The 25,958-nt window shown below is 72.2% G+C and carries 23 protein-coding genes; 20 read left to right on the top strand and 3 right to left on the bottom strand.

Annotated features, from left to right (window positions below; translation table 11 throughout):
• Positions 1-46: 46 nt before the first annotated feature.
• The 3 genes from DEJ16_RS15030 (at position 47) to DEJ16_RS15020 (ending at position 2,517) form a co-directional block, all read left to right on the top strand.
• Complete coding sequence (locus DEJ16_RS15030) at positions 47-469, top strand: VOC family protein (protein ID WP_110824053.1); 423 nt, start codon at positions 47-49, stop codon at positions 467-469.
• A gap of 92 nt (positions 470-561) precedes the next feature.
• Positions 562-1,632 (top strand): amidase domain-containing protein, encoded by a 1,071-nt coding sequence (locus DEJ16_RS15025; RefSeq protein ID WP_110824052.1) that lies wholly within the window; start codon positions 562-564, stop codon positions 1,630-1,632.
• Between the two features lie 84 nt (positions 1,633-1,716).
• Positions 1,717-2,517: a CPBP family intramembrane glutamic endopeptidase gene (locus DEJ16_RS15020; protein ID WP_110824051.1), complete on the top strand. Its 801-nt coding sequence runs from the start codon at positions 1,717-1,719 to the stop codon at positions 2,515-2,517.
• Between the two features lie 42 nt (positions 2,518-2,559).
• On the opposite strand, the gene DEJ16_RS15015 is transcribed toward DEJ16_RS15020, so the two are convergent.
• The gene (locus DEJ16_RS15015) at positions 2,560-3,756 is read right to left on the bottom strand and encodes a hypothetical protein (protein ID WP_258366020.1); all 1,197 of its coding nucleotides are present in this window, start codon (positions 3,754-3,756) and stop codon (positions 2,560-2,562) included.
• Between the two features lie 171 nt (positions 3,757-3,927).
• Between DEJ16_RS15015 and DEJ16_RS15010 the strand changes: the two genes are divergently transcribed.
• Positions 3,928-4,779 (top strand): alpha/beta fold hydrolase, encoded by an 852-nt coding sequence (locus DEJ16_RS15010; RefSeq protein WP_110824050.1) that lies wholly within the window; start codon positions 3,928-3,930, stop codon positions 4,777-4,779.
• Positions 4,780-4,900: 121 nt separating this feature from the next.
• Here DEJ16_RS15010 and DEJ16_RS15005 read toward each other — a convergent pair whose 3' ends face one another.
• Positions 4,901-6,772 carry a glycoside hydrolase family 2 protein gene (locus DEJ16_RS15005; RefSeq protein ID WP_110824049.1) on the bottom strand — a complete coding sequence of 624 codons (1,872 nt, stop codon included), beginning with the start codon at positions 6,770-6,772 and terminating at the stop codon, positions 4,901-4,903.
• Between the two features lie 137 nt (positions 6,773-6,909).
• On the opposite strand from DEJ16_RS15005, the gene DEJ16_RS15000 reads away from it, so the two are divergent.
• On the top strand, positions 6,910-8,229 hold the full coding sequence (locus DEJ16_RS15000; RefSeq protein ID WP_110824048.1) for a phosphotransferase: 1,320 nt from the start codon (positions 6,910-6,912) through the stop codon (positions 8,227-8,229).
• 111 nt (positions 8,230-8,340) lie between these two features.
• Here DEJ16_RS15000 and DEJ16_RS14995 read toward each other — a convergent pair whose 3' ends face one another.
• Complete coding sequence (locus DEJ16_RS14995) at positions 8,341-8,721, bottom strand: DUF1844 domain-containing protein (RefSeq protein ID WP_110824047.1); 381 nt, start codon at positions 8,719-8,721, stop codon at positions 8,341-8,343.
• 278 nt (positions 8,722-8,999) lie between these two features.
• Here DEJ16_RS14995 and infC point away from each other — a divergent pair, with 278 nt between their 5' ends.
• The 15 genes from infC (at position 9,000) to tyrS (ending at position 25,508) form a co-directional block, all read left to right on the top strand.
• Positions 9,000-9,671 carry a translation initiation factor IF-3 gene (gene infC / locus DEJ16_RS14990; protein WP_110824046.1) on the top strand — a complete coding sequence of 224 codons (672 nt, stop codon included), beginning with the start codon at positions 9,000-9,002 and terminating at the stop codon, positions 9,669-9,671.
• A gap of 60 nt (positions 9,672-9,731) precedes the next feature.
• The gene (gene rpmI, locus DEJ16_RS14985; RefSeq protein ID WP_110824045.1) at positions 9,732-9,926 is read left to right on the top strand and encodes a 50S ribosomal protein L35; all 195 of its coding nucleotides are present in this window, start codon (positions 9,732-9,734) and stop codon (positions 9,924-9,926) included.
• Positions 9,927-9,955: 29 nt separating this feature from the next.
• Positions 9,956-10,339, top strand: coding sequence for a 50S ribosomal protein L20 (gene rplT / locus DEJ16_RS14980; RefSeq protein ID WP_110824044.1), 384 nt, complete (start codon positions 9,956-9,958; stop codon positions 10,337-10,339).
• Positions 10,340-10,425: 86 nt separating this feature from the next.
• Positions 10,426-11,289, top strand: a complete 864-nt coding sequence (locus DEJ16_RS14975; protein WP_110824043.1) for an RNA methyltransferase — start codon at positions 10,426-10,428, stop codon at positions 11,287-11,289.
• 60 nt (positions 11,290-11,349) lie between these two features.
• Positions 11,350-12,390 (top strand): phenylalanine--tRNA ligase subunit alpha, encoded by a 1,041-nt coding sequence (gene pheS / locus DEJ16_RS14970; RefSeq protein WP_110824424.1) that lies wholly within the window; start codon positions 11,350-11,352, stop codon positions 12,388-12,390.
• Positions 12,390-14,882 carry a phenylalanine--tRNA ligase subunit beta gene (gene pheT, locus DEJ16_RS14965; RefSeq protein ID WP_110824042.1) on the top strand — a complete coding sequence of 831 codons (2,493 nt, stop codon included), beginning with the start codon at positions 12,390-12,392 and terminating at the stop codon, positions 14,880-14,882. Before pheS ends, pheT begins: the two co-directional genes overlap by 1 nt.
• 73 nt (positions 14,883-14,955) lie before the next feature.
• The gene (locus DEJ16_RS14960; RefSeq protein WP_110824041.1) at positions 14,956-16,053 is read left to right on the top strand and encodes an N-acetyl-gamma-glutamyl-phosphate reductase; all 1,098 of its coding nucleotides are present in this window, start codon (positions 14,956-14,958) and stop codon (positions 16,051-16,053) included.
• Positions 16,054-16,109: 56 nt separating this feature from the next.
• A complete protein-coding gene (argJ, locus tag DEJ16_RS14955) occupies positions 16,110-17,270 on the top strand; it encodes a bifunctional glutamate N-acetyltransferase/amino-acid acetyltransferase ArgJ (protein ID WP_110824423.1) in 1,161 nt (386 codons plus the stop codon).
• Positions 17,270-18,346 (top strand): acetylglutamate kinase, encoded by a 1,077-nt coding sequence (gene argB, locus DEJ16_RS14950; protein WP_258366018.1) that lies wholly within the window; start codon positions 17,270-17,272, stop codon positions 18,344-18,346. The genes argJ and argB overlap by 1 nt, the downstream gene beginning before the upstream one ends.
• Entirely contained in the window at positions 18,343-19,569 is a 1,227-nt protein-coding gene (locus DEJ16_RS14945) for an acetylornithine transaminase (RefSeq protein WP_110824040.1), read from the top strand. The genes argB and DEJ16_RS14945 overlap by 4 nt, the downstream gene beginning before the upstream one ends.
• A complete protein-coding gene (gene argF / locus DEJ16_RS14940) occupies positions 19,566-20,579 on the top strand; it encodes an ornithine carbamoyltransferase (protein WP_258366017.1) in 1,014 nt (337 codons plus the stop codon). The genes DEJ16_RS14945 and argF overlap by 4 nt, the downstream gene beginning before the upstream one ends.
• 27 nt (positions 20,580-20,606) lie before the next feature.
• Positions 20,607-21,803 carry an argininosuccinate synthase gene (locus DEJ16_RS14935; protein ID WP_110824039.1) on the top strand — a complete coding sequence of 399 codons (1,197 nt, stop codon included), beginning with the start codon at positions 20,607-20,609 and terminating at the stop codon, positions 21,801-21,803.
• A 175-nt stretch (positions 21,804-21,978) separates the two neighbouring features.
• Positions 21,979-23,448: an argininosuccinate lyase gene (gene argH, locus DEJ16_RS14930; protein ID WP_110824038.1), complete on the top strand. Its 1,470-nt coding sequence runs from the start codon at positions 21,979-21,981 to the stop codon at positions 23,446-23,448.
• Positions 23,449-23,451: 3 nt separating this feature from the next.
• Positions 23,452-24,162, top strand: coding sequence for a DNA-3-methyladenine glycosylase (locus DEJ16_RS14925; protein ID WP_309146416.1), 711 nt, complete (start codon positions 23,452-23,454; stop codon positions 24,160-24,162).
• A 32-nt stretch (positions 24,163-24,194) separates the two neighbouring features.
• Positions 24,195-25,508 carry a tyrosine--tRNA ligase gene (gene tyrS, locus DEJ16_RS14920; protein ID WP_110824037.1) on the top strand — a complete coding sequence of 438 codons (1,314 nt, stop codon included), beginning with the start codon at positions 24,195-24,197 and terminating at the stop codon, positions 25,506-25,508.
• Positions 25,509-25,958: the final 450 nt, after the last annotated feature.

Genomic DNA, 25,958 nt, shown 5'->3' with positions numbered 1-25,958 from the left:
CTCCGGGTCGGCTGTCACGATGAGGCGACGGACGAAGGAGCCCATCATGACCTCGCGACTGAACCCCTACCTCGGCTTCCGGGACGACGCCCGACAGGCGCTCGAGTTCTACCAGTCGGTGTTCGGCGGTGAGCTGCGGATCGGCACCTTCGCCGAGATGGGCGCCGACGGGGACCCGGCCGACGCGGACAAGGTCATGCACGGGCAGCTCGAGACGACGCGGGGGTACGTGCTCATGGCGTCGGACACCCCGGCGTCGATGGGGCGGTCGGAGACGAACAACATCTCGCTGTCCGTCTCCGGTGACGCTGACGACGCCGAGGACCTGCGCGGGTACTTCGCGGCCCTGTCCGTCGGCGGGAGGGTGCTCGAACCACTCACGCAGGCGCCGTGGGGCGACGAGTTCGGCATGGTCACCGACCGGTTCGGGATCACCTGGCTCGTGAACGTCAGCGCTCCCGCTGCCTGACCCCGCTGCCTGACCCCGCTGCCTGACCCCGCGCTGCTCCCGGCGGTGCGGTCGGCCGATCCCGGGACGACGTCGCATAGCCTGGTCCGGTCATGACTGCTCCGATCACGCGCCGCACCCTCCTGTCCCTCGCCGGCATCACCGGTGTCGGCCTCGTCGCCGCGGCCTGCTCCGCGGACGGGCCGGGGCTCCGGTCCTCGTCGACGCCGGGGTCGTCCGGCGCGGCACCGGCCGGCGGGACGTCGTCGGGCTCGTCGCCGACCGGAGCCGCGAGTGCGCGCCCCTCGGCCACGACGGTCGAGCCGGCGGAGCTGCCCCTCGCCGGCGGCGTCACCGTGACCGTCACCGGGTCGGGGCTCGCCGTCGTCAAGGGCGTCACCGTCGGCGGGGTCGCCGCACGGGACGTGGTCGCCCGAGCGGGCAAGGTCACGTTCACGGCGCCGCACCAGGCCATGTACACCGCGGGGCCGGCCGACGTCGCGCTGTTCACCGAGCCCGTGGAACCGGTCCCGTCGGCGAACCGGATCTCGGACGGCAACGGCAGCCAGGCGAACGACGGCCAGGTGGGTGCCACACAGGACGGTGCCGCCAGCACGCCGACCCCCACGGCCTCGGCCACTCCGGACGCGAGCACCGCGGTCGCCACCACGACCGTCGCCTACGCGGCCCAGACCGCGGTCGACCGCCAGCTCGAGTACGCCATGCGGCACTGGGCCGACTACAACACCGCCGAGTACGGGACGATGAACCCCATCGGCGGGGACTGCGCGAACTACGTCAACCAGACGCTCGAGGCCCGCGGCTGGGAGCAGCGCGCCGACTGGTACAACCGGGCCGGCGGTGCAGAGCACTCCTCGACGTGGACCTACTGCCCGGCCATGGACCCGTGGCTCGACCGGAACGCGGCCACGTTCGGGCTCACCCGCCGGACCTCTGACGAACGCCAGCACGTCGCGGTCGGCGACATCGTCATGTTCGACTGGAACGGCAACGGCTCGCCGGACCACACGACCATCGTGTCCGAGGTGTTCACCGAGGCCGACGGCACGATCCGCATCAAGTCGGCGAGCCACAACCAGGACGGGCCGTACCGTGACCTCGACGAGATGATCACGGTGCAGCACCCGGGCGGCACCGCCTGGTTCCACACGATCGCGGCGTAGGGACCGGACCCTCCGCACGGCACGAAGGGTGCGGCGCGTCGGTACCATCACGGGTGTCCTCGTACCGCGACGAGAGGGGATCCCGTGCCCGGACCTGCACTCCGCGAGACCGACCGCGGTCCGGCCTTCCCCGCCCGCGTCCGGTCCGACGTCGTGGCCGCCGTGGTCAGCGCGGGGCTCGCCGTGCTCCTGCCGGTCCTGTTGCTCGTCGTCGGCTCACTGCTCGGCGGGGCCGGCGGCAACCCGCTCGGCTCGACGGCCGGACTGCTCCGACAGGCCCTGGGCGACGGGCTCGTGCTGGTGGTCCTCGTCGTGGTGGTGTCCGCGCTCGGCGGGTGGCGGTCCGTCCTGACCGAGCCCGCTCGCGCTCGGTCGTGGTGGGGTGTCGGCGTGCTCGTCGTGTTCACCGCGGTGACGCTCGTCGCGTTCACGACACCCCTGCGGGCCGATGCCGGTGGGTACCTCGGCGCGCTCCTCGTCGGCGTGCTCGCCGTGGCCCTCGTCGAGGAGCTCGTCTTCCGCGGGGTCCTCGTCGCGGGGTTCCGCCGGGTCGCGCCCGAGTGGGTGGTGTGGCTCGTCGCCACCGCGACCTTCGCCCTGGCACACGCCTTCAACGCGGACGGCAGCGCGTTCCAGGTCCTCACGACGTTCCTGCTCGGTTCCGCCTGTCACCTCGCCCGTCGGGTCACCGGGTCGCTCCTCGGGGCCGTGTTGCTCCACGTGCTGTACGACGCGTTCCTCGGTTTCCGGAGCCAGACGGTCGACGGGATGCCGTTCCTGCTCAACGCCGGGGCCACCCTGGCGGTGGCCGTGGCAGCCGTCATCGGCTTCGTGGTCGCACTCCGCACCCCGGGACCGCGCCGCGGGTCCGGCACCGGCGCCTGAGGCACGAGGCCCGCGTCCGTGGTCGGGCGCCGGTGCCCGGGTTCAGGGGAACCCGAGGAACCAGAGCAGGACGACCGCGACCGCCTGCAGGCACACGCCGACCACGAGCCACCCGGTCGCCCGTCGCCGGGTCGCGGTGAACGTGTCGGCGGCGAGCAGCGGCGCGACCGGCATGAGCAGGCGGGGCAGGCTCTGCTGCGGCAGGAACACCGCCACCAGGTACGCCACGTAGGCGACCGCGAAGCCGAGGACGTCGGGCCCGAGCGCGCGGACGCCCCGTCGGCAGGACAACCACGCGGCCCCGGCGAGCACGAGCACCACGAGCACGATGCCCGCGGGCCCGAGCCAGGTCCCCGCCATGAGGAACCACGGCGTCAGCGGTGCGAAGTGCTGCCGGCCGACGAACCCGACCCACCACGACAACTCCGTCTCGAGGTACGCGTCCGGACGACCGGTCACCGCGCTCGCGACCACCGGCCACGCGAGCCCCGCCGCCGCGACGACGAGCCCTGCGGCGACGACCGCGCCGCGATCCCGCCACCGGAACGGCTCCCCACCGGGTCGGCCGCCTTCCGCACGCCGGGCGGCGACCTCCCGCACGACGAGGTGCACGGCGAGGGCGACGGCGAGCGCCAGCACCCCCGGGCGGGCGGCCGCCGCGAGCACACCGAGGACGGCGACCAGCCAGTACCGCCGGCGCACGAGCGCGAGCAGTGCGCCGAAGAGCAGGACCAGGAACATGCTCTCGGCGTACGCGACCTGCAGCAGGAAGCCCGTCGCGCCGAATGCGAAGAACGCGGTCGCCCATCGCGCACGTCGGGCGTCCGCGACCGCGAGGACGAGGCGGAACAGGACCACGCACGCCCCGGCACCGCACAGGGTGGCGACGACGAGCCCCGCCACCCAGAACGACGACCCCGTCAGCGCCATGAGGACCCGGACGACGCCGGGGAACAGCGGCAGGAACGCCCACGGGTTCGGGAGGACGTGCCCGTCGCCGTCGGTGGGCAGGTCGCGCGGGTACCCGTGCTCGGCGATGGTCCGGTAGAAGGACGCGTCCCACGAGCCCGAGAAGGTGGCGAACGACGGGTCACGCCGGTACGAGGCGAAGTGCCACCCGTTCGCCGTCGCGAGCCAGTAGACCGAACCGAGGAGCACCGTGCTGACGATGCGCGAGGCCAGCCACAGGAGGAGGGGAGTCGTCCACCCGCTGTGGCGGGCCTCCAGGACGGCCGTCACCGTCCGCCCCACGCGGGCCCGCCGGGAGGCTCGGGTCGTCGCCGCCGGGTCCGTCACCTGCCCGATCCTGGCAGACGGTCCGCTGTCCGTTCGCCGCACCGGCCAGGTCGCGTCCAGAGGCCGGGCGTTGCATCGCGGTCGTTCCCTGGAAACCACCACCACGGAGGCAGCATGCCGTTCATCACCGTCGGAGCCGAGAACGGGCACGACATCGACCTGCACTACGACGACTTCGGCACGGGCGACCCCGTCGTCCTGATCCACGGCTGGCCGCTGTCGGGCCGCTCGTGGGAGGGCCAGGTCCCGGCCCTCGTCGCCGCCGGGCACCGCGTCATCGCCTACGACCGCCGCGGGTTCGGTCAGTCCTCGCAGCCGTGGAACGGGTACGACTACGACACGTTCGCCGCGGACCTCGACAAGCTCATCACGGAGCTCGGGCTGACGGACGTCACGCTCATCGGGTTCTCGATGGGCGGCGGCGAGCTCGCCCGCTACGTGTCGACCTACGGCACCGGCAAGGTCGCGAAGCTCGTCTTCGCCAGCGCCGTCCCGCCGTACCTGTGGAAGTCCGACGACAACCCCGAGGGCGGCGTCGACCAGGACCTCGCCGACTGGTTCGCGACGGGCATCACGGGCGACCGCCCGGCGTTCCTGCACGAGTTCGTGGACATGTTCTACACCGCCGGCGGCAAGGTCTCGCTGACCCACAAGCCGCTCGTGAGCGAGGACCAGCGCGCCTACGACCTCGCGATCGCCGAGCTCGCCTCGCCGAAGGGCACGCTCGACTGCACGGCGGCGTTCGCGACGACCGACTTCCGCGACGACCTGACGAAGGTCGACGTCCCGACGCTCGTCATCCACGGCGACGCCGACGGCATCGTGCCGTTCGAGGTGTCCGGCAAGCGGACCGCCGAGGCGATCCCGGACGCGCAGCTGCACGTCATCGAGGGCGGCCCGCACGGCGTGCTCGCGTCACACCGCGACGAGTGGAACGAGGCGGTGCTCCGCTTCCTCGCGGGGTAGTCGCGTCCGTCGGCGCCTCGGTGCCGGCAGACGGACGGGAGGCCCGTGACCGACTGGTCACGGGCCTCCCGTCCGTTCCGCCACCCGTCGGTTCCGCCACCCGTTCGGCGGACCGCCGCGGTCAGCGGCCGAGCACGGCCCGGCGGATCCGCTCGATCGGCTCCTTCGGGCTCCGGTCCGCGTTGAGCAGACCGTTCGTCTCCTGCATCGTGTCGGTGAGCTGGGTCCAGCAGCTGCCGGCGAGGAACGAGCTCGCGCGCACCGCGTCGTAGAGGGCGGTGATCCTGGCGATCCAGTCGTCGCCGTCCGCCGCGGTCGTGTACCCCCAGGCGTCGTCGCGCTGCACGCCCGGCTGGTGGTTCACGCCGCCGAACTCGGTCAGCATCACCGGCTGGCCGCGGTCCACCGCCCCACCGACCAGGATCGGACGGTCCGCCGGACCGATGCCGGCGAGCAGCCGGGCCCGCGCGGTGTCGTCGGCGTACGTGCGGGCGAGCCGCTCCCCGTCGCCCTCGTAGTCGTGCACCGACAGGATGTCCGAGTCGGGGTGCTCCCACCCGTCGTTCGAGATCACCGGCCGGGTCGGGTCGAGCGCCCGCGTGACGTCCGCGAGGGCACGCGCGTACGCCTGCTGCGCGGGGTCCGTGGCGATGTGCTGCACGCCCCAGCTCTCGTTCGCCGGCACCCAGGTGACGACCGAGGGGTGCGAGGCGTCCCGCTCCACCGCGTCCATCCACTCGCGCATCAGGCGTTGCACGGCCGTGGGGGAGAAGGCGTACGCACCGGGTGCTTCACCCCAGACCATGAGGCCGAGCCGGTCGGCCCAGTACAGGAACCGTGGGTCCTCGATCTTCTGGTGGTTCCGCGCCGCGTTGAAGCCGAGGTCCTTGATGAGCTCGACCTCGCGGCGGAGGGCCTGGCGGGTCGGTGCGGTCAGGTGCGACTCCGGCCAGTAGCCCTGGTTCAGCACGCTGCGCACGTCGATGCTGCGGTCGTTGAGCAGGAACCGGCCACTGCCGACCGCGGTGGTGCGGATGCCGAAGTACGAGCTCACGGCATCGAGCGGTGCGCCGTCGGCGGACACCAGGGACACCACCGCGTCGACGAGGTGCGGTGCGTCCGGGCTCCACTGCAGCTCCTGCTCGGCCTGCCCGTTCGCCTGCCGGGCGATCGGCACGACGAGGTCGACCTCGTGCGCGGTCGGCTGGACGGCGACCTCCACCGTGGCGAGGTGCTCGTCGTGCTCCGCCCAGTGCGCCTCGACCCGGAGCCGCGTCCCGGCCGGGTGCGGGCCCGCCAGCCGGACGGTGAGCCGCATCGTCTCGTGGTCGACGTTCGTCCACCGGACGGAGCGGACGGCCGTGCTCGGGACCGCCTCGAGCCAGACGGTCTGCCAGATCCCCGTGGTCCGGCGGTACCAGATGTCGTGCGGCTGCTCGTGCCAGTCCTGCTTGCCGCGGGGCTGGGTGAGGTCGTGCGGGTCGTCCTCGGCGCGGACGACGAGCGTGTGGTCGTCGGTGCCGGTGCCGGTGCCGGTGCCGATGCCGGTGCCGTCGCCGGTCAGGGCGTCGGTGACGTCGAGGGTGAACGGGATGTGGCCGCCCTCGTGGTCGCCGACGAACCGGCCGTCGACCCAGACGCGTGCGCGGTGGTCCACGGCGCCGAAGTGCAGGAGGAGGCGCGGGGCATCGGTGCCGTGGCCGGCGGCCGCGAGGTCGGCGGCGGTGATCGTCCGCGCGTACCAGACCACGGGGTGGAACCCGGGCTCGTCGATGCCGGACGCCACGGACTCCGGCGGAAACGGGACGATGATGTCCCGGGCGTCGGGGAACCCGTCCCGCCACGAGGGGTCGTCCCCGGTGTTCCGGAACGACCAGGTGCCGTCGAGGTCCGCCCAGTGGGACCGCATCATCTGCGGCCGCGGGTACTCGCCGTCCTGGCGGGTCGCGACGGGGAGTGCGGGTGCGGCGTCGTTGCCGGGGTACGCGTTCATGGCTCCATGCTGGTCGTGCGGTACATCGATGTAAAGGCGGCGCATGCAGACCGGACAGCGCACGGGAGTGGCGGGCGGACGGCACGGAGTGGCCGAACCCCCGGACCGGTGCAGCCGCGACGGGTACCGTCCCCGACATGACCGACGCCGTGCACGCCGACCCCCTCGAGACAGCCGTCGCCGGCTGGATGGCCGACCAACGCTGGTACGCGGCGAAGGGCGGGACCCCGCGGGTCCGCGTCCTCGCCGAGGACAGCGACGACACCGCCGAGGCCCGCATCCGCACCCTCTACGTGCTCGACGACGCCCCGACCGGACCGGTCCTGTACCAGGTGCCGCTCACGATCCGGCAGACGCCCGTCCCCGAGCTCGCGCACGCCCTCGTGGCCGAGGTCGACGGCGCACACGTCTACGACGGCCCGCACGACGTCGCCTACGCACGCTGGTTGCTCGGACGCATCGAGGCCGACGGCGACCACATCGGCCCCGTCACCGACGCCCGTGTCCTCAGCGGCGAGCAGTCGAACACCTCGGTGATCTGCGGGACCGAGGAGAGCGGCCAGGTCATCACGAAGGTCTTCCGTGTGCTGCACGACGGCGCCAACCCCGACGTGACCACGCAGCGGGCGCTCTCGGCGGCCGGGTCCGAGCGTGTGCCCCGGACCTTCGGCGCGCTCGCCGGGGAGTGGCCGGACGACGGGCAGCCGGGCGGCACCGCACACGGCCACCTGGCCTTCGCGCAGGAGTTCCTGCCCGGCCTCGAGGACGCCTGGCGCGTGGCCCTGACCGCGGCCCGTGGCGGCGAGTCCTTCGCGAGCGCCGCGGACCGCCTCGGTGCGGCCCTCGCCGAGGTGCACACCGTCCTCGCCGACGCCATGCCGACCGCGACCGCCGGCCCGGAGCAGGTGGACGAGGCCGTCGCGACCATGCGCCGCCGACTCGAGACCGCCGCGGCCGAGGTGCCGCAGGTCGCCGACCACGCCGCCGCCGTCGCCCGCGTGTACGACCGTGCGGCGTCCGTGCCGTGGCCGACCATGCAGCGCATCCACGGTGACCTGCACCTCGGGCAGGTCCTGTCGGCCCCGGAGCCCCGCGGCTGGGTGTTCCTCGACTTCGAGGGCGAGCCGCTCCGCCCGATGCCCGAACGCTCGCGTCCGGACGTCGCGCTCCGGGACGTCGCCGGCATGCTGCGCTCGTTCGACTACGTCGCGGGTGCGCTCGCACACGACGACGATCCCGTGGACACCGGGGACTGGGCGCAGGAGGCGCGGAACGCCTTCCTCGACGGCTACGCGCGGGGCAGCGGTGCCGACCTGCGCGCGCACCGGGCACTGCTGGACGCGTTCGAGCTCGACAAGGCCGTGTACGAGGTCGTGTACGAGGCGCGCAACCGTCCGACGTGGGTCGGGATCCCGGTCGCGGCCGTGGACCGACTGGTCGCCCGCTCGGCGGGCTGACCGCACACCGGACGGGAGGCCCGTGGCGACACCGCCACGGGCCTCCCGTCCGTCCACGTCCGGTCCGTCCGCGTCCGGTCCGTGCCCGGGTCCGACCGGGGAGGTCCGGGGCTAGTTGACGGGACCGGTGTACTTCTCGCCCGGCCCCTTGCCCGGCGCGTCCGGGATGGCCGAGGCCTCGCGGAACGCGAGCTGCACGGAGCGCAGCCCGTCGCGCAGCGGACGGGCGTGCTGGTCGCCGATCTCGGTGGCCGCAGCGGTGACCAGGCCGGCGAGCGAGGTGATGAGCTTGCGGGCCTCGTCCAGGTCGGTCTGTCGCTCGGGGTCGTCCGCCAGGCCGACCTTGACGGCGGCGGCACTGAGCAGGTGGACGGCCACGGTGTTGACGAGCTCGATCGCGGGGACCTCGGAGATGTCCCTGGCGGCATCGCCCGCGCCGTCGAGCCCGTCCTCGTCGGATCCGGGGGCCTGGTTGCTCGGGGTGTCGGTCACGGTGCTCCTCTGCTAGACTCGCCGACGGCAGACGCTGTCCGCGCCCGGATCCTTCCGGGAGTCAGGACGGTGTCACGAAAGAGGAGTTCCTCCCACCCGTGGCTGCACCAAGGCTACCGGGTCACCACCGCTCCGCCGGTGCTCACGACGTGGGCCCCGGTCGGCCGGACCGCAAGGGTCGGCGTCGGGCGGCTGCCGAACGGGTCTGCGATCCGTGCGTCAGATCTCCTCTCTCGTGCCGTCGTCCCGGGCACACGCCCCGGACGGCCACCACCTGATTGAAGGAGCTCCGCATCACCGATCCCCGTACCAACGACCGAATCCGCGTCCCCGAGGTCCGACTCGTCGGTCCCCAGGGCGAGCAGGTCGGCGTTGTCCCCATCGCCGTCGCACTGCGCCTCGCGCAGGAAGCCGAGCTGGATCTGGTCGAGGTCGCGCCGAACTCGAAGCCGCCCGTCGCCAAGATCATGGACTACGGCAAGTTCAAGTACGAAGCCGCTCAGAAGGCCAAGGAAGCCCGCCGCAACCAGGTCAACACCGACCTGAAAGAGGTCCGCTTCCGCCTGAAGATCGACGTGCACGACTACGAGACGAAGCGCAAGCGTGCCGAGGGGTTCCTCCTCGGTGGCGACAAGGTGAAGGCGATGATCCTCTTCCGCGGTCGCGAGCAGTCGCGTCCCGAGCAGGGTGTCCGACTCCTCCAGAAGTTCGCGGAGGAGATCGCCGAGTTCGGCGTCGTCGAGTCGCGTCCGACCCAGGACGGCCGCAACATGACGATGATCATCGCGCCGCTGAAGAACAAGTCGGACGTCAAGGGCGAGCTCAACGCCAAGCGTGCCGCCGAGAAGGCGGAGCGCAAGGCCTCCGAGCACTCCGCGAAGACCAAGCCGGCGGACGAGACCACGTCCGGGACCGCCGCAGCAGCTCCGGCCGACTCCTCGGCCGAATAGGTCCTCCCAGACCGATCCCGCGCTCGCGCGGCCCCCATCCACCCCACGGAAAGGCACACGATGCCCAAGCAGAAGACCCACTCCGGGTCGAAGAAGCGCTTCAAGGTCACCGGCAGCGGCAAGATCATGAAGCAGCAGGCCGGTATGCGCCACAACCTCGAGGTCAAGTCCGCCAAGCGCAAGGCCCGCCTCAACGAGGACCAGGTCCTCGCCAAGGCCGACGTCAAGGCCGTCAAGAAGCTCCTCGGCCACTGAGCCGTCCCGGAACGTAAAGGAACAGATCAATGGCAAGAGTGAAGAGAGCGGTCAACGCCGCCAAGAAGCGCCGCGTCATCCTCGAGCGCGCCGAGGGCTACCGCGGCCAGCGTTCGCGCCTGTACCGCAAGGCGAAGGAGCAGGTCACCCACTCCCTCGTCTACGCGTACCGGGACCGTCACGCGAAGAAGGGCGAGTTCCGTCGCCTGTGGATCCAGCGCATCAACGCCGCGTCGCGTGCGAACGGCCTGACCTACAACCGCCTCATCCAGGGTCTCAACCTGGCCGGCGTCGAGGTCGACCGTCGCATCCTCGCGGACCTCGCGGTGAACAACGCCGAGACGTTCGCGGCGCTCGTCGAGACCGCCAAGAAGGCCCTGCCGGCCGACACCTCGGCGCCGAAGGCAGCCTGAGCCACGTCACCGTGCACCGGGACCCCCACTCCGTCGGAGTGGGGGTCCCGTCGTTCCCGGGGTCGGGTCGTTCCTAGACTGAGCACGTGAGCGATCTCCTCGAGAACCCCCGTGCCGGCCGTGTCAAGGCCGTGGCCGCCCTGGCCAAGAAGGACGTCCGCGCCGAGACCGGGCTGTTCCTGCTCGAAGGGCCGCAGGCGGTGCGCGAGGCGATCGAGTACCGCCCCGAGCTCCTCCGCGAGCTGTACGTCACCCCGACCGCTGCGGCGCGCCACGGGCTGGACGACGCTCCCGTGGACACGTGGTTCGTCACCGAGCAGGTGCTCGACGCGATGGCGGACACCGTCACGCCGCAGGGCGTCGTCGCCGTGTGCCAGCAGTTCCCGACGTCCGTGAAGGACGTCTTCCCCGACGCCCGGGCGGAGGCCCGGGTCGACGCCGACGCCGACGCCTCGGAGGCCCTGCCCGGACTGGTCGCGATCCTCGAGGAGGTCCGTGACCCGGGGAACGCCGGCACGATCATCCGGGCCGCCGACTCCGCCGGGGCGGACGCCGTGGTGCTGACCGGACGCAGTGTCGACCCGTACAACCCGAAGGTCGTGCGCTCGACCACGGGGTCGCTGTTCCACGTCCCGGTCTCCGTCGGGGTGACCCTGGCCGACGCGGTCGAGCGTGCCCGCGGGCTCGGCTACACGATCCTGGCCGCCGACGTCTCCGGCGACGACCTGCCGGACGTGCGCGCCGACGGCATGCTCGACGGACCGACCGTGTGGGTGTTCGGCAACGAGGCCCGCGGACTGACGGCGGAGGACCTGGCACTCGTCGACCGCGCGGTCAAGGTGCCGATCTACGGGCGGGCCGAGTCGATGAACCTCGCGACCGCGGCGTCGGTGTGCCTCTACGAGAGCGCGTTCGCACAGCGGACCCGTCCCTCCACAGCCACGGACTGACGGCGACCGTCCGCCTGGTGCAGGACGGCGGTATCCCGACGGCCGGTAGGCTTGGGTCTCGTGTCAGAACCTCTCGAGATCAGCGAATCGGCGGTCGCCGACGCCGTGGACGCGGCCCTCGCCGCCGTCCGCGCCACGACCACCGTCGCGGAGCTGAAGCAGGCCCGTGCCGAGCACACCGGTGAGCAGTCGACGCTCGCCCGGATGAACGCGTCGATGCGCAGTGTCCCGCCGGAGCAGAAGGCCGCGGCGGGCAAGCTCGTCGGACAGGCCCGCGGGCAGGTGGCCCAGGTGGTCGCCGCGCAGGAGTCCGTGCTGGCCGAGGCCGAGGAACGTGCGCGGCTCGAGTCGGAGCGCGTCGACGTGACCGCGCTGCCGTCCCGCCGGACGCCGGGCTCGCGCCACCCGCTCTCGCTCCTCAACGAGACCGTGGCCGACGTCTTCGTCGGCATGGGGTGGGAGGTCGCGGAGGGGCCGGAGCTCGAGCACGAGTGGTTCAACTTCGACGCCCTGAACTTCGACCAGGACCACCCGGCCCGGGCGATGGCCGACACCGTCTTCGTCGAGCCGGTCGACCGGCACCTGCTCATGCGGACGCACACCTCACCGGTGCAGATCCGCTCCCTGCTCACGCGTGCGCTCCCGCTCTACGTGATCGCGCCGGGCCGTGTGTACCGCGCCGACGAGCTCGACGCCACGCACCTGCCGGTCTTCACCCAGGTCGAGGGCATCGCGATCGACAAGGGCCTCACGATGGCGCACCTGCGCGGCACGCTCGAGCACTTCGCGCGTCAGGTGTTCGGGGCCGAAGCGCAGATCCGGCTCCGCCCCAACTACTTCCCGTTCACCGAGCCGAGCGCCGAGATGGACGTCTGGCAGCCGAACGCCAAGGGCGGCGCGCGGTGGGTCGAGTGGGGTGGCTGCGGCATGGTCAACCCCAACGTCCTGCGCGCCGCGGGCATCGACCCGGACGAGTACCAGGGCTTCGCCTTCGGTATGGGCATCGAGCGGACGCTCCAGTTCCGCAACGGCCTGAACGACATGCGTGACTTCCTCGAGGGCGACATCCGCTTCTCGCAGCAGTTCGGAACGGTGGTCTGATGCGCGTCCCACTCCGCTGGCTCGGCGAGTCCGTCGACCTGCCCGACGACGTCTCGCTCGAGCACGTCCACGCCGCCCTGGTGTCGGTCGGGTTCGAGGAGGAGTCCGTGCACACCTTCGACCTGACCGGGCCCGTCGTGGTCGGTCGGGTGCTCGAGCGCGTGCCCGAGCCGCAGAAGAACGGCAAGACCATCAACTGGTGCCAGGTGGACGTCGGCGAGTCCGAGCCCCGCGGCATCGTGTGCGGTGCCCACAACTTCGACGTCGGCGACCTCGTCGTCGTGACCCTGCCCGGCGCCGTGCTCCCCGGTCCGTTCCCGATCGCGGCCCGGAAGACGTACGGCCACGTGTCGGACGGCATGATCGCCTCCGCACGTGAGCTCGGTCTCGGCGACGAGCACGACGGCATCCTCCGCTTCGCCGACCTCGGCATGGAGCCCGAGGTCGGGGCGGACGCGATCGCGCTGCTCGGCCTCGACGACGCCGCGGTCGAGATCAACGTGACGCCCGACCGCGGCTACGCCATGAGCATGCGCGGCGTCGCCCGCGAGTACGCGCACGCCACCGGTGCGACCTTCTCCGACCCGGTCGACCGAGTCCTGCCGCGCACCGGCGACGGCTTCACGGTGACCGTGGACGACGCCGCCCCGATCCGTGGTCGTGTCGGCGCGCACACCTTCGTCACCCGGGTCGTCCGCGGCATCGACGCGACCCGGCCGACCCCGGCGTGGATGGTCGCCCGCCTGACCCTGGCCGGCGTGCGTTCGATCTCGCTGCCCGTCGACATCACGAACTACGTCATGTTCGAACTCGGGCAGCCGCTGCACGGGTACGACCTCGCGACGCTGCAGGGCGGCCTGACCGTCCGTCGGGCCACCCCCGGGGAGCGCCTGACCACCCTCGACGACGTCGAACGCACGCTCGACACAGAGGACCTCGTCATCGCGGACGACGCCGGCGCCGTCGGTCTCGCGGGCGTCATGGGCGGTGCCCGGACCGAGATCACCGCGGCGACCACCGACGTCCTCATCGAGGCCGCCGGCTTCGACCAGGTGTCGATCGCCCGCTCGGCCCGGCGACACAAGCTGCCCAGCGAGGCCTCGCGCCGGTTCGAGCGCGGCGTCGACCCGCTCGTCGCCGAGGCCGCGGCGAACCGGGCCGTCGAGCTCCTCGTCGACCTCGCCGGCGGCACGCCGGACCCGCTCGGGTCGACCCTGGTCGACGACCGCCCCCGTCCGACCGTCGCGATGCGCGCCGGTCGGGCCGCCGAGCTCATCGGTGTCGCCTACACCGACGCCGAGGTCCTCGACACGCTCCGGGCGATCGGCGCCACGGTGGAGGTCGACGGCGACGTGCTCGCCGTCACGCCGCCGACCTGGCGCCCCGACCTGGTGGACGACGTCTCCCTGGTCGAGGAGATCGCCCGCATCGTCGGGTACGACCGCATCCCGAGCGTGCTGCCCGTCGCGCCTCCCGGTCGTGGTCTCACGTTGCACCAGCAGGCCCGCCGTCGGGTGTCGGCAGCCCTCGCGGCCGCCGGGCTCACCGAGGTCGTGACCGCTCCGTTCGTCTCCGCCGCGACCGCTGCCGCGTACCCGGGCATCGACGCCGCCGGCGGACCGAGCGTCGTGCTCGCGAACGCGCTCGACAGCGCGCAGGACCACCTCCGCCGCAGCGGCGTGCCGGCCCTCGTCGACGTGGCGCGTCGCAACGTGTCGCGCGGACTCGTCGACCTCGCCGTGTACGAGACGTCCCGTGTCTTCCTGCCCGAGCAGGGTGTCGCGCTCGGGACCGCGGAGGTACCGGTCGGCGCGCAGCGTCCGACACCCGAGACCCTCGCCGCGCTCGACGCCGCCCTGCCCGCGCAGCCGTTCCACCTGAGCGCGCTCCTGCTCGGCAACGCGGTCGTGAAGCAGCCGGGTGTCGTCGCGGAACCGTTCGGCATCGCCGACGCCCTCGACGTCGCGCGGACCGTCGCCTGGGCGGTCGGGGTCGAGCTCACCGTGGCGCAGACGACCCACCCCTCGCTGCACCCCGGTCGTGCGGCGTCGCTCCTGGTCGGCGACACCGTCGTCGGCGTCGCCGGCGAGCTGCTCCCGGAGCTGGCGGCGGACGCCGACCTGCCCCGGGTGGTCGCGGTCGTCGAACTCGACCTCGACGCCCTCGTGGCCGCGGCGCCGGACGTCGTCGAGGTCGCGGCGATCGTCTCCTACCCGGCGGCGACGCAGGACCTCTCCCTCGTGGTCGACGTCGCGACCCCGGCCGGCGACGTCCTCGCCGAGGTGCGCGCTGGTGCCGGGGAGCTGTTGGAGTATGCTCGGCTCGTGGACGACTACCGCGGCGCCGGCCTGGACGAGGGACAGAAGTCCCTGACGTTCGCGCTGCGCTTCCGCGCCACGGACCGCACGCTGACCGCTGCCGAGGCCTCCGAGGCCCGTGACGGCGCTGTCCGACGTGCCGGCGAGCGATTCGGGGCGACCCTGCGCGACTGATCCACGACGGATCACCGCCCGGGGTCGCCGCCTCCGACTCCCTCGACGAACAGTCCGACCAAAGGTGGAACCCATGTCCGTATCCGTCGCCGTGGCTGGTGCCAGCGGCTACGCGGGTGGCGAGTTGCTGCGCATCCTCTCCGCTCATCCCGAGTTCGACGTGCGGACGGTGACGGCGTTCTCGAACGCCGGACAGCCGCTCATCGCGACGCAGCCGCACCTGCGGTCGCTCGCGCACCTGACCCTCGTGGAGACGACCCCGGAGAACCTCCGTGGGCACGACGTGGTGTTCCTCGCCCTGCCGCACGGCCAGTCCGGCGCGATCACGGCGGAGCTCGACGCGGACACGCTCGTCGTGGACTGCGGCGCCGACCACCGGCTGACGGACGAGGCCGCGTGGGCCGCGTTCTACGGCGGCGAGTACCACGGCGCCTGGACCTACGGGCTGCCCGAGCTCCTGCACGCGCCGCCCGCCCCCGGTGCCGCGGACGAGTGGCGGGACGTCGACGACATCGTGCCGCAGGGCCGGCAGCGCACCGAACTCGCGGCCACCAAGCGGATCGCCGTCCCCGGGTGCAACGTCACCGCGGTCACGCTCGGCATCCAGCCCGGGTTGCAGGCCGGCCTCGTCGAGTCGGACGACATCGTCGCGGTCCTCAGCGTCGGACCGAGCGGTGCCGGCAAGAAGCTCGAGTCCACCTACCTGGCGGCGGAGATCATGGGGTCCGCCAGCGCGTACGCCGTGGGCGGGAAGCACCGCCACGTCCCGGAGATCCAGCAGAACCTCCGCGTGGCCGGTGCGTCGGACGTCCGGGTCTCGTTCACGCCCGTCCTCGTGCCGATGGCCCGCGGCATCCTCGCGACCACGACCGCTCGGCTCGCCCCCGGGGTGACCGCGCACGACGTCCGGCTCGCCTGGGAGCAGGCCTACGCCGACGAGCCCTTCGTGCACCTGCTGCCCGAGGGCGTCTTCCCCCGGGTGGCCGACACCATCGGGGCGAACACCGCCCTCGTGGGCATCGCGGTCGACGAGGCCGCCGGCCGGGTGGTCGCCGTCTCCGCACTCGACAACCTCGCCAAGGGGACCGGCGGTGCCGCCGTGCAGTCCGCGAACATCGCGCTCGGGCTCCCCGAGACCCTGGGCCTCAGCGTGGACGGAGTCGCCCCGTGACCGACCGCAACGACAGCGCCGACGCGACCACGGGCCTCCCGGCGACCGACGGTGCCCTGCAGGGCGTCACCGCCGCCGCCGGCTTCCGTGCCGCCGGCGTCACCGCCGGCCTGAAGACGAGTGGCAAGCCGGACGTGGCGCTCGTCGTCAACGACGGCCCCTCGGACGCCGTGGCGGCCGTCTTCACCACGAACCGTGCGCAGGCGCACCCGGTCATCTGGTCCCGCCAGGTGGTCGGCGACGGCGTCGCCCGTGCCGTTGTCCTCAACTCGGGAGGCGCGAACTGCTTCACGGGTCCCTTCGGCTTCCAGACGACCCACCTCACCGCGGAGGCGGTGGGCGACGCGCTGGGCATCGGAGCGGGTGACGTCGTCGTGTGTTCCACCGGGCTCATCGGCAGAGGTGACCAGACCTTCCGCGACGGCGTGCTCCGCGGCGTGACGCTCGCCGCCGACGCCCTCGACGGTGCCGGCGGACCCGACGCCGCGGCCGCCATCATGACCACCGACACGAAGCCGAAGCAGTCCGTCGTCTCGGTCGACGGCTGGACGGTCGGCGGGATGGCGAAGGGCGCGGGCATGCTCGCACCCGGCCTCGCGACGATGCTCGTGGTGATCACCACCGACGCGGCACTGCCCGCGGACGAGCTCGACCGGGCCCTGCGCGCGGCGACCCGCGTCACCTTCGACCGCGTCGACTCCGACGGGTGCATGTCCACGAACGACACCGTCGTGCTCATGGCCTCCGGTGCTTCGGGCACGACCCCCGACGCCGAGACCTTCCAGCAGGCCCTGACCGGCGTCTGCGCCGACCTCGCCCGCCAGCTCCAGCAGGACGCCGAGGGCGCAGCGCACGACATCACGATCGAGGTCGTCGGCGCGGTCAGCGAGGACGAGGCCGTGACGGTCGGCCGGAGCGTCGCCCGCAACAACCTGTTCAAGGCGGCGGTCTTCGGCAACGACCCCAACTGGGGGCGGGTGCTCGCCGCGATCGGGACGACCGACGCCGAGTTCGACCCGTACGCGGTCGACGTCTCGATGAACGGGGTGCGGGTGTGCCACGCCGGTGCCCCCGACCAGCCGAGCGACGACGTCGACCTCAGCCCGCGGGACACGCACGTGCTCATCGACCTCGGGGTCGGCACCGCCGCGGCGACCATCCTGACGAACGACCTGACGCACGACTACGTCCACGAGAACAGCGCGTACTCCAGCTGATGAGCGACGCGGACCTCTCGAAGGAAGAAGAGCACGAGCTCGCGACCGTCAAGGCCGCGACCCTCATCGAGTCCCTGCCGTGGTTGAAGCGGTTCTCGGGCAAGATCGTCGTCGTCAAGTTCGGCGGCAACGCGATGGTGAACGACGACCTCAAGCGGGCGTTCGCCGAGGACATGGTCTACCTCCGGTACGCCGGCCTGCACCCGGTCGTCGTGCACGGCGGCGGTCCGCAGATCTCCGCGGCGCTGGAGGAGCAGGGCATCCAGTCCGAGTTCCGCGGCGGCTACCGCGTCACGACGACCGAGGCGATCACGGTCGTCCGCGACGTCCTGGCCGGCGAGGTGAACCGCGAGATCGTCGACCTCATCGACGAGCACGGCGACGGCCTCGGCGTCGGGGTGTTCGGCGACGGCGGGTCGCTGTTCACCGGCGAGAAGAAGGGCGTCGTCGTCGACGGCGAGCACTTCGACCTCGGCCACGTCGGCGACATCACCCACGTCGACCCGTCCGGGGTCCTCGCCGCGATCCGCGCCGACCGCATCCCGGTGGTCTCGAGCATCGCGATCGACGACGCCCACCCGGACCAGGCGCTCAACGTGAACGCCGACGCCGCAGCGGCCGCGCTCGCGATCGCGCTGAACGCGTCGAAGCTGATGATGCTGACGGACGTGCCCGGGCTGTACCGCAACTGGCCGGACCGCGACTCGATCATCGACCTCATCGCGGTCGAGGAACTCCGCCAGCTGCTGCCGTCGCTCGAGTCCGGGATGATCCCGAAGATGACCGCGTGCCTCGACGCCGTGGTCGGCGGCGTCGGTGGCGCGACCATCATCGACGGCCGCATCCCGCACTCGATCCTGCTCGAGGTCTTCACCCTCCGCGGCGCCGGCACCGAGGTCATCCCGGACCCGAGCCGCCGGACCGAGAACCAGAACACCCACGCCGAGATCGGCCGACGCGCGGCGGTCCACGCCCCGGGCAGCGGCCACGACGACGTCCCGGGCGGCCAGCACGTCGCCCGACGCGACGACGACTCCACGACTCCGCACGACGACGAGAAGGGCACAGCACGGTGAGCACCGAGACGCAGACCGAGACCTGGAACGACCGGTTCGGGGCGTCGCTCATGCGATCCCTGACCCCGCCGAAGATCATGCTCGAGCGCGGCGAGGGCTGCCGGGTGTGGGACGTCGACGGCAACGAGTACCTCGACTTCCTCGCCGGCATCGCGGTGAACTCGCTCGGCCACGCCCACCCGGCGCTCGTCGAGGCGATCAGCGACCAGGCAGCGAAGCTCGTGCACGTGTCGAACTACTTCGCGACGCCGCCGCAGCTCGAGCTCGCCGAACGCCTCAAGCGGATCTCCGGCGCGGGCTACGCGGGCCGCGTGTACTTCGGCAACTCCGGCGCGGAGGCCAACGAGGCGGCGTTCAAGCTGGCTCGGCTGAACCGCGGCGCGGACGGGCGCAAGACGAAGATCCTCGCGCTGCAGCAGGCGTTCCACGGCCGCACCATGGGCGCGCTCGCGCTCACCGGCAAGCCCGCCCTCCAGCAGGACTTCCTGCCGATGATCCCGGGCGTCGAGCACATCGAGACGTCGATCGAGGCCCTCGAGCGCTCGATCGACGACACCGTCGCGGCGCTCATCCTCGAGCCGATCAAGGGCGAGGCCGGCGTCGTCGACCTGCCCGAGGGCTTCCTGCAGGCCGCGCGGGCCCTGACCGAGCGGCACGGCGCACTGCTCGTCCTCGACGAGATCCAGACCGGCATCGGCCGCACCGGCGCCTGGTTCGCCTTCCAGAACACGGGCGTGGTCCCGGACGCGATCACGGTGGCCAAGGGCATCGCCGGTGGCTTCCCGATCGGGGCGCTCGTGACCTTCGGGTGGGCGTCCGACCTGTTCTCGGCGGGCCAGCACGGCTCGACCTTCGGCGGCAACCCGCTCGGCACCCGCGTCGCGAACGCGGTGCTCGCCGAGATCGAGCGCGCGGACCTGGTGGCCGGTGCGGTCGTCAAGGGTGAGCGCATCCGCACCGGGATCACCGCACTCGGCTCCGACCTGGTGGAGGAGGTCCGGGGGAGCGGCCTGCTCATCGGTGTCGGCCTCCGTCGCCCGGTCGCCGCCGCGGTCTCGGCAGCCGCGCTCGAGCGCGGCCTCATCATCAACGCACCGAACGAGTCGAGCCTGCGCATCGCGCCGCCGCTCATCGTGTCCGACGCCGAGATCGACGCGTTCCTCGCGATCCTCGCCCAGAGCATGGCGGCCGTCGAGGGCGCCGACCAGGAGACCTCCGCATGACCCGCCACTTCCTCCGGGACGACGACCTCACGCAGGCCGAGCAGTCCGCGATCCTCGACCTCGCCGTCGAGATGAAGCGCGACCGGTGGGGCGCCAAGCCCCTCGCCGGTCCGCAGAGCGTCGCCGTGATCTTCGACAAGTCGTCCACCCGCACCCGGGTGTCCTTCCACGTCGGCATCAGCGACCTCGGCGGCAGCCCGCTCATCATCTCGACCGCGAACAGCCAGCTCGGCGGCAAGGAGACCCCGACCGACACCGCCCGCGTGCTCGAGCGCATGGTGTCGGCGATCGTCTGGCGCACCTACGGCCAGGCCGGGCTCGAGGAGATGGCGGCGAGCACCACGGTGCCGGTCGTCAACGCGCTGTCCGACGACTTCCACCCGTGCCAGCTCCTCGCCGACCTGCTCACCATCCGCGAGCACCGCGGCGCGTTGGCCGGGCAGACCATCGCGTTCGTCGGCGACGGCGCGAGCAACATGGCGCAGTCGTACCTGCTCGCCTGCGCGACGGCCGGGATGCACGTGCGTGTCGCGTCGCCGGTCGAGTTCTCGCCCGCACCGCAGGTCGTGACGGACGCGGAGCACCGCGCCGCCGAGACCGGCGGGTCCGTGCTCGTCGTGACCGACCCGGTCGCCGCGGTGGCCGGTGCCGACGTCGTCGTGACCGACACCTGGGTCTCGATGGGCAAGGAGGACGAGAAGCAGCAGCGGCTCGCCACCTTCGCCGGGTACCGCGTCGACGACGACCTGCTCGCGCACGCCGCGGACGACGCCGTGTTCATGCACTGCCTGCCCGCCGACCGCGGCTACGAGGTCACCGCCGAGGTCATCGACGGGCCGCGCAGCATCATCTGGGACGAGGCGGAGAACCGCCTGCACGCCCAGAAGGCCCTGCTCGCCTGGCTCCTCGCCGCCAACGCCCCGACCGCCGCAGACGGGGCGACCGCCGCAGACGGGGCGACCGCCGCAGACGGGGCGACCGCCGCAGACGTGGCGACCCCCGGCAACTGACAACCACCACCACACAGGAGAGAACCCATGGCAGACCGCGTCGTACTCGCGTACTCAGGAGGGCTCGACACCTCCGTCGGGATCGGTTGGCTCAAGGACGCCACCGGCAAGGAGGTCGTGGCGCTGGCCGTCGACGTCGGCCAGGGCGGCGAGGACATGGACGCCATCCGTCAGCGCGCGCTCGACTGCGGCGCGGTGGAGTCGGTCGTCATCGACGCCAAGGACGAGTTCGCGGACGACTACCTCGTCCCGGCCCTCAAGGCCAACGCGCTCTACCAGAAGCGCTACCCGCTCGTCTCGGCGCTGAGCCGGCCGCTCATCGCGAAGCACCTCGCCACCACGGCGAAGCAGCTCGGCGCGGACAGCGTCGCGCACGGCTGCACCGGCAAGGGCAACGACCAGGTGCGCTTCGAGGCCGCCGTGGCCGCGATCGCCCCCGACCTGACGAGCGTCGCCCCGGTCCGTGACCTCGCGCTGACCCGTGACAAGGCGATCGTCTACGCGCAGGAGCACGACCTGCCGATCCTGCAGAGCAAGAAGTCGCCGTACTCGATCGACCAGAACGTCTGGGGTCGCGCGGTGGAGACCGGGTTCCTCGAGGACCCGTGGAACGCCCCGATCGAGGACCTGTACGCGTACACGCAGGACCCCGCCGTCGACCGTGAGGCCGACGAGGTCACGATCACGTTCGAGCAGGGTGTGCCGGTCGCGATCGACGGTCAGCGCTTCAGCGTCCTGCGCGTCGTGCAGGAACTCAACGCCCTCGCCGGCAAGCACGGCGTCGGCCGCATCGACGTCGTCGAGGACCGCCTGGTCGGCATCAAGTCGCGCGAGGTCTACGAGGCCCCGGCCGCGATGGCGCTCATCGCCGCGCACGAGGAGCTCGAGAGCCTGACCCTCGAGCGCGACGTCAACCGTTACAAGCGCGGTGTCGAGTCGGAGTGGGCCGACCTGGTCTACGACGGCCTGTGGTTCGGTGGGTTGAAGCGCAGCCTCGACGCCTTCATCGACTCGACGCAGGAGTACGTGTCCGGCGACATCCGCATGCAGCTCCACGGCGGTCGTGCCACGGTGACCGGTCGTCGCTCCGAGCAGAGCCTCTACGACTTCGACCTCGCCACGTACGACACCGGTGACACGTTCGACCAGTCGCTCTCCAAGGGCTTCATCGAACTGTGGTCGCTGCCGAGCAAGATCTCCGCCCGCCGCGACCTGGCGAACTGACCGACCGAGGGCGGCGGGACCGGTCGGTCCCGCCGTCCTCGCCGGACGGGAGGCGCGGCACGCGCCCGTCCCGTCGCCGTCGGCCCGGCAGGCGCGCCGCCCGGACCGCGCGGACCCCGGACCGCACCGACCCCCGACCCCCCACCAACCCGACCCGAGACGACGCAGGACCCTCATGACGGACGCCCCCCGAGCCTCCCGGCCGGACGACAGCAGCAGCAAGACCGACGCGACGAACACGGGCGCCCTGTGGGGTGGCCGGTTCGCGGACGGTCCGAGCGCGGAACTCGCCGCCCTGTCGAAGTCGACGCACTTCGACTGGCAGCTGGCGCCCTACGACATCGCCGGCTCCCGCGCGCACGCCCGGGCGCTGCAGGTGGCGGGGTACCTGACGGCCGACGAACTCGAGCGGATGCTCGCCGGCCTCGACCGGCTCGAGGACGCGCACGCCGACGGCTCCCTGCAGCCGGACGAGTCCGACGAGGACGTGCACGGCGCACTCGAGCGCCTGCTCATCGCCGACGTCGGCCCGGAGCTGGGCGGGAAGCTCCGCGCCGGCCGCAGCCGCAACGACCAGATCGCGACCCTCGGCCGGATGCACATGCTCGACCACGGCCGTCGGATCGGCCGGATGGTCATCGACCTCGTCGACGCGATCAGCCAGCAGGCGTCCGAACACGAGGGCGCCATCATGCCCGGCCGGACGCACCTGCAGCACGCGCAGCCGGTCCTGCTCGCGCACCACCTGCTCGCGCACGCCTGGCCCCTCGTGCGGGACCTCGAGCGGCTCCGCGACTGGGCGGGCCGCGCGAGTGTCAGCCCCTACGGCGCCGGTGCGCTGGCGGGCAGCTCGCTCGGACTCGACCCGGCCGCCATCGCGCAGGAGCTGGGCTTCGACCGGCCCGCCGACAACTCGATCGACGCGACCGCCGCTCGGGACGTCGTCGCCGAGTTCGCCTTCGTCCTCGCCCAGATCGGCATCGACGTCTCCCGCCTGGCGGAGGAGGTCGTCCTCTGGAACACGAAGGAGTTCGGCTTCGTTCGGCTCCACGACGGCTTCTCGACCGGGTCGAGCATCATGCCGCAGAAGAAGAACCCGGACATCGCCGAGCTCGCACGCGGCAAGTCCGGTCGGCTGATCGGCAACCTGACCGGCCTCCTCGCCACCCTCAAGGGCCTGCCGCTCGCGTACAACCGCGACCTGCAGGAGGACAAGGAGCCCGTCTTCGACTCGGTCGCGACGCTCGAGGTCCTGCTCCCCGCCTTCACCGGCATGATCGCGACCCTGTCCTTCGACACCGCCCGGATGGCGGAGCTCGCACCGCAGGGGTTCTCCCTGGCGACCGACGTCGCGGAGTGGCTGGTCCGACAGGGTGTCCCGTTCCGTGACGCGCACGAGGTCTCGGGCGCGCTCGTCCGGTACTGCGAGGAGCGCGGCATCGACCTCGACGACCCGACGGACGCGGAGTACGCCGCGGTCTCGGAGCACCTGACCCCGGAGGTCCGCACGGTCCTCACGATCGAGGGCAGCGTCGCGTCCCGTCGGGGCGTCGGCGGCACGGCACCCGAGCGGGTCGCCGAGCAACTCGCCGCCCTGACCCGGTCCGTCCGGGAGATCGCGGCCGGGACGCCCTTCACCCGGTGAACCGTGTCCCCTGAGCAGACGCCGACGCCGACGCCGACGCCGACGCCGACGCCGTCGGATGCGCTGCTCGCGCTGCTGCGCGAGCCCGCGCCGGTGTGCGCACCAGCGCTCCTCGGCGCGACGATCACGGGCAAGGGCGTGACCCTGCGGATCACCGAGGTCGAGGCCTACTCGGGCGCGGTCGACCCGGGTTCGCACGGACACCGCGGCATGACAGCGCGCAACCGGCACCTCTTCGGTCCGCCCGGGACGCTGTACGCCTACCGGTCGTACGGCATCCACACGTGCGTGAACGTCGTGAGCGGCCCCGCCGGCCAGTCGTCCGGGTCCCTGCTCCGCGGGGCTGCGGTGGTGGCGGGCACCGACGTCGCCCGCGAGCGTCGCGGACCCACCGTGGCCGACGTGGCGCTCGCGCGCGGACCGGGGAACCTCGGCGTCGCGCTCGGCGCGGTCCTCGGTGCGGACGACGGCACCTCGGTCCTCGACGGTTCCGGTCCGTACACGCTGCGGTTGGCTCCCGCCCTGGAAGCCCGGCTCGCCTCCGCCCCGGTGGCGCAGGTCGTCGACGACCTCCTGTCCGGCGGCCTGGTCGCGAGCGGTCCGCGGACCGGCGTGGGCGGGGTGGCCGGGGGAGCGGCGTTCCCGTGGCGGTTCTGGCTGCCGGGGGACCCGACCGTGTCGGCGTACCGCCGGCACAAGGGCGCGATCGGCTGAGGGGTCGCCGAGCACGCCGGTACGATGACGGGGTGTCCAGTGATACCGATCCCGACGTCCTGACGCGCCAGCAGAACGACCCCACCTTCGCCTCGGTGTGGGACGAACTGCGCTGGCGTGGTCTGGTGCACGTCTCCACCGACGAGACCGCACTGCAAGAGGCCCTCGACGCCGGACCGGTGACCTACTACTGCGGGTTCGACCCGACCGCCCCGTCGCTGCACTGCGGGAACCTGCTCCAGCTGCTGACCATGCGTCGACTGCAGCTGGCCGGGCACAAGCCGCTCGCGCTCGTCGGCGGGTCGACCGGTCTCATCGGGGACCCGCGTCCCACGGCCGAGCGCACGCTCAACACCCGCGAGACCGTCGAGGAGTGGGTGGGACGGCTGCAGGGCCAGGTGTCCCGGTTCCTCAGCGCCGACGGTGACAACGGCGTCCGGCTGGTGGACAACCTGGACTGGACCGCGCCGCTGTCCGCGATCGACTTCCTGCGTGACATCGGCAAGTACTTCCGCGTCAACTCGATGCTCAAGAAGGACGCCGTCGCCGCCCGGCTGAACTCGGACGCCGGCATCAGCTACACCGAGTTCAGCTACCAGATCCTGCAGGGCCTGGACTTCCGCGAGCTCTACCGCCAGTACGGGTGCACGCTGCAGACCGGAGGCTCTGACCAGTGGGGCAACCTCACCTCGGGCACGGAACTCATCCGTCGGACCGAGGGCGTGTCCGCGCACGCGCTGGGGACGCCGCTCATCACGAACTCGGACGGCACGAAGTTCGGCAAGAGCGAGGGCAACGCGATCTGGCTCGACGGCACGATGACCTCGCCGTACGCCTTCTACCAGTTCTGGCTCAACACGGCGGACGCCGACGTGGTCGCGCGCCTGCGCGAGTTCACGTTCCTGTCCCGCGCCGAGGTGGAGCGCCTCGAGCAGGCCGTCGCCGACGAGCCGTTCCGCCGGGAGGCCCAGCGCACCCTCGCATTCGAGGTCACCGCCCTGGTCCACGGGGAGGCCGCGACACAGGCTGCGATCGACGCGTCGGCGGCGCTGTTCGGGAACGGCGACCTGACCGCGCTCGACGCCGACACCCTGCGCGCCGCGATCGCCGAGCTGCCCGGGACGGTGTCGCTGGGCGGGGATGCCGATGTGGCGCGAGCCCTCGTGGAGACCGGACTCGTCAAGTCCCTCGGTGAAGCACGGCGTGCGGTCGACCAGGGTGGCGTCTACGTCAACAACGAGCGTGCCGAGGACGCTGCCGCGACGCTGGCGTCCCTGGCCATGCCGGGTGGCGTGCTCATCCTCCGTCGCGGGAAGAAGACGCTGGCCGGCGTCACGCTCGGCTGACGCAGCCGGTCCCGACCACTCCCGGCGCCCGGTCCCGAAAGGGGCCGGGCGTTCGGCGTCCCGCCGAGCGGCACCGGTGTTGCATGGTGCGACACGCCCGGGATGTGGGGTGGGTTGGTGGTGGGTGTGGGGGCTGCGTAAAGTAATCCCTCGTCACCCCAAAGGTGCGGCGGAGCGGCTGGAGCGGAAGCCCAGAGCACGTCGGCCCTCAAGCGGGACCATCCTCCACTGGAGTTCAGATCTGGCCTTGTGCTGGGTCGCTTCGACGCTTAGGATGACTACTCCACCGGTTCTCTCCTTCGGGATGAGCCACTGGATCTGACTGCACGGTTTGTGTTGGCGGGTTCGACGACATCGGTGGGATCGAGAGCGACAGCCTCTCTGGCGAAGCATCCTGGTGGTGTGGAGCGGGGAGTGCGTCTGGTCCTTGAGAACTCAACAGCGTGCACA

Source organism: Curtobacterium sp. MCJR17_055 (assembly GCF_003224335.1).
GTDB lineage: Bacteria > Actinomycetota > Actinomycetes > Actinomycetales > Microbacteriaceae > Curtobacterium.
This window is presented reverse-complemented; position numbering and strand designations above follow the sequence as displayed.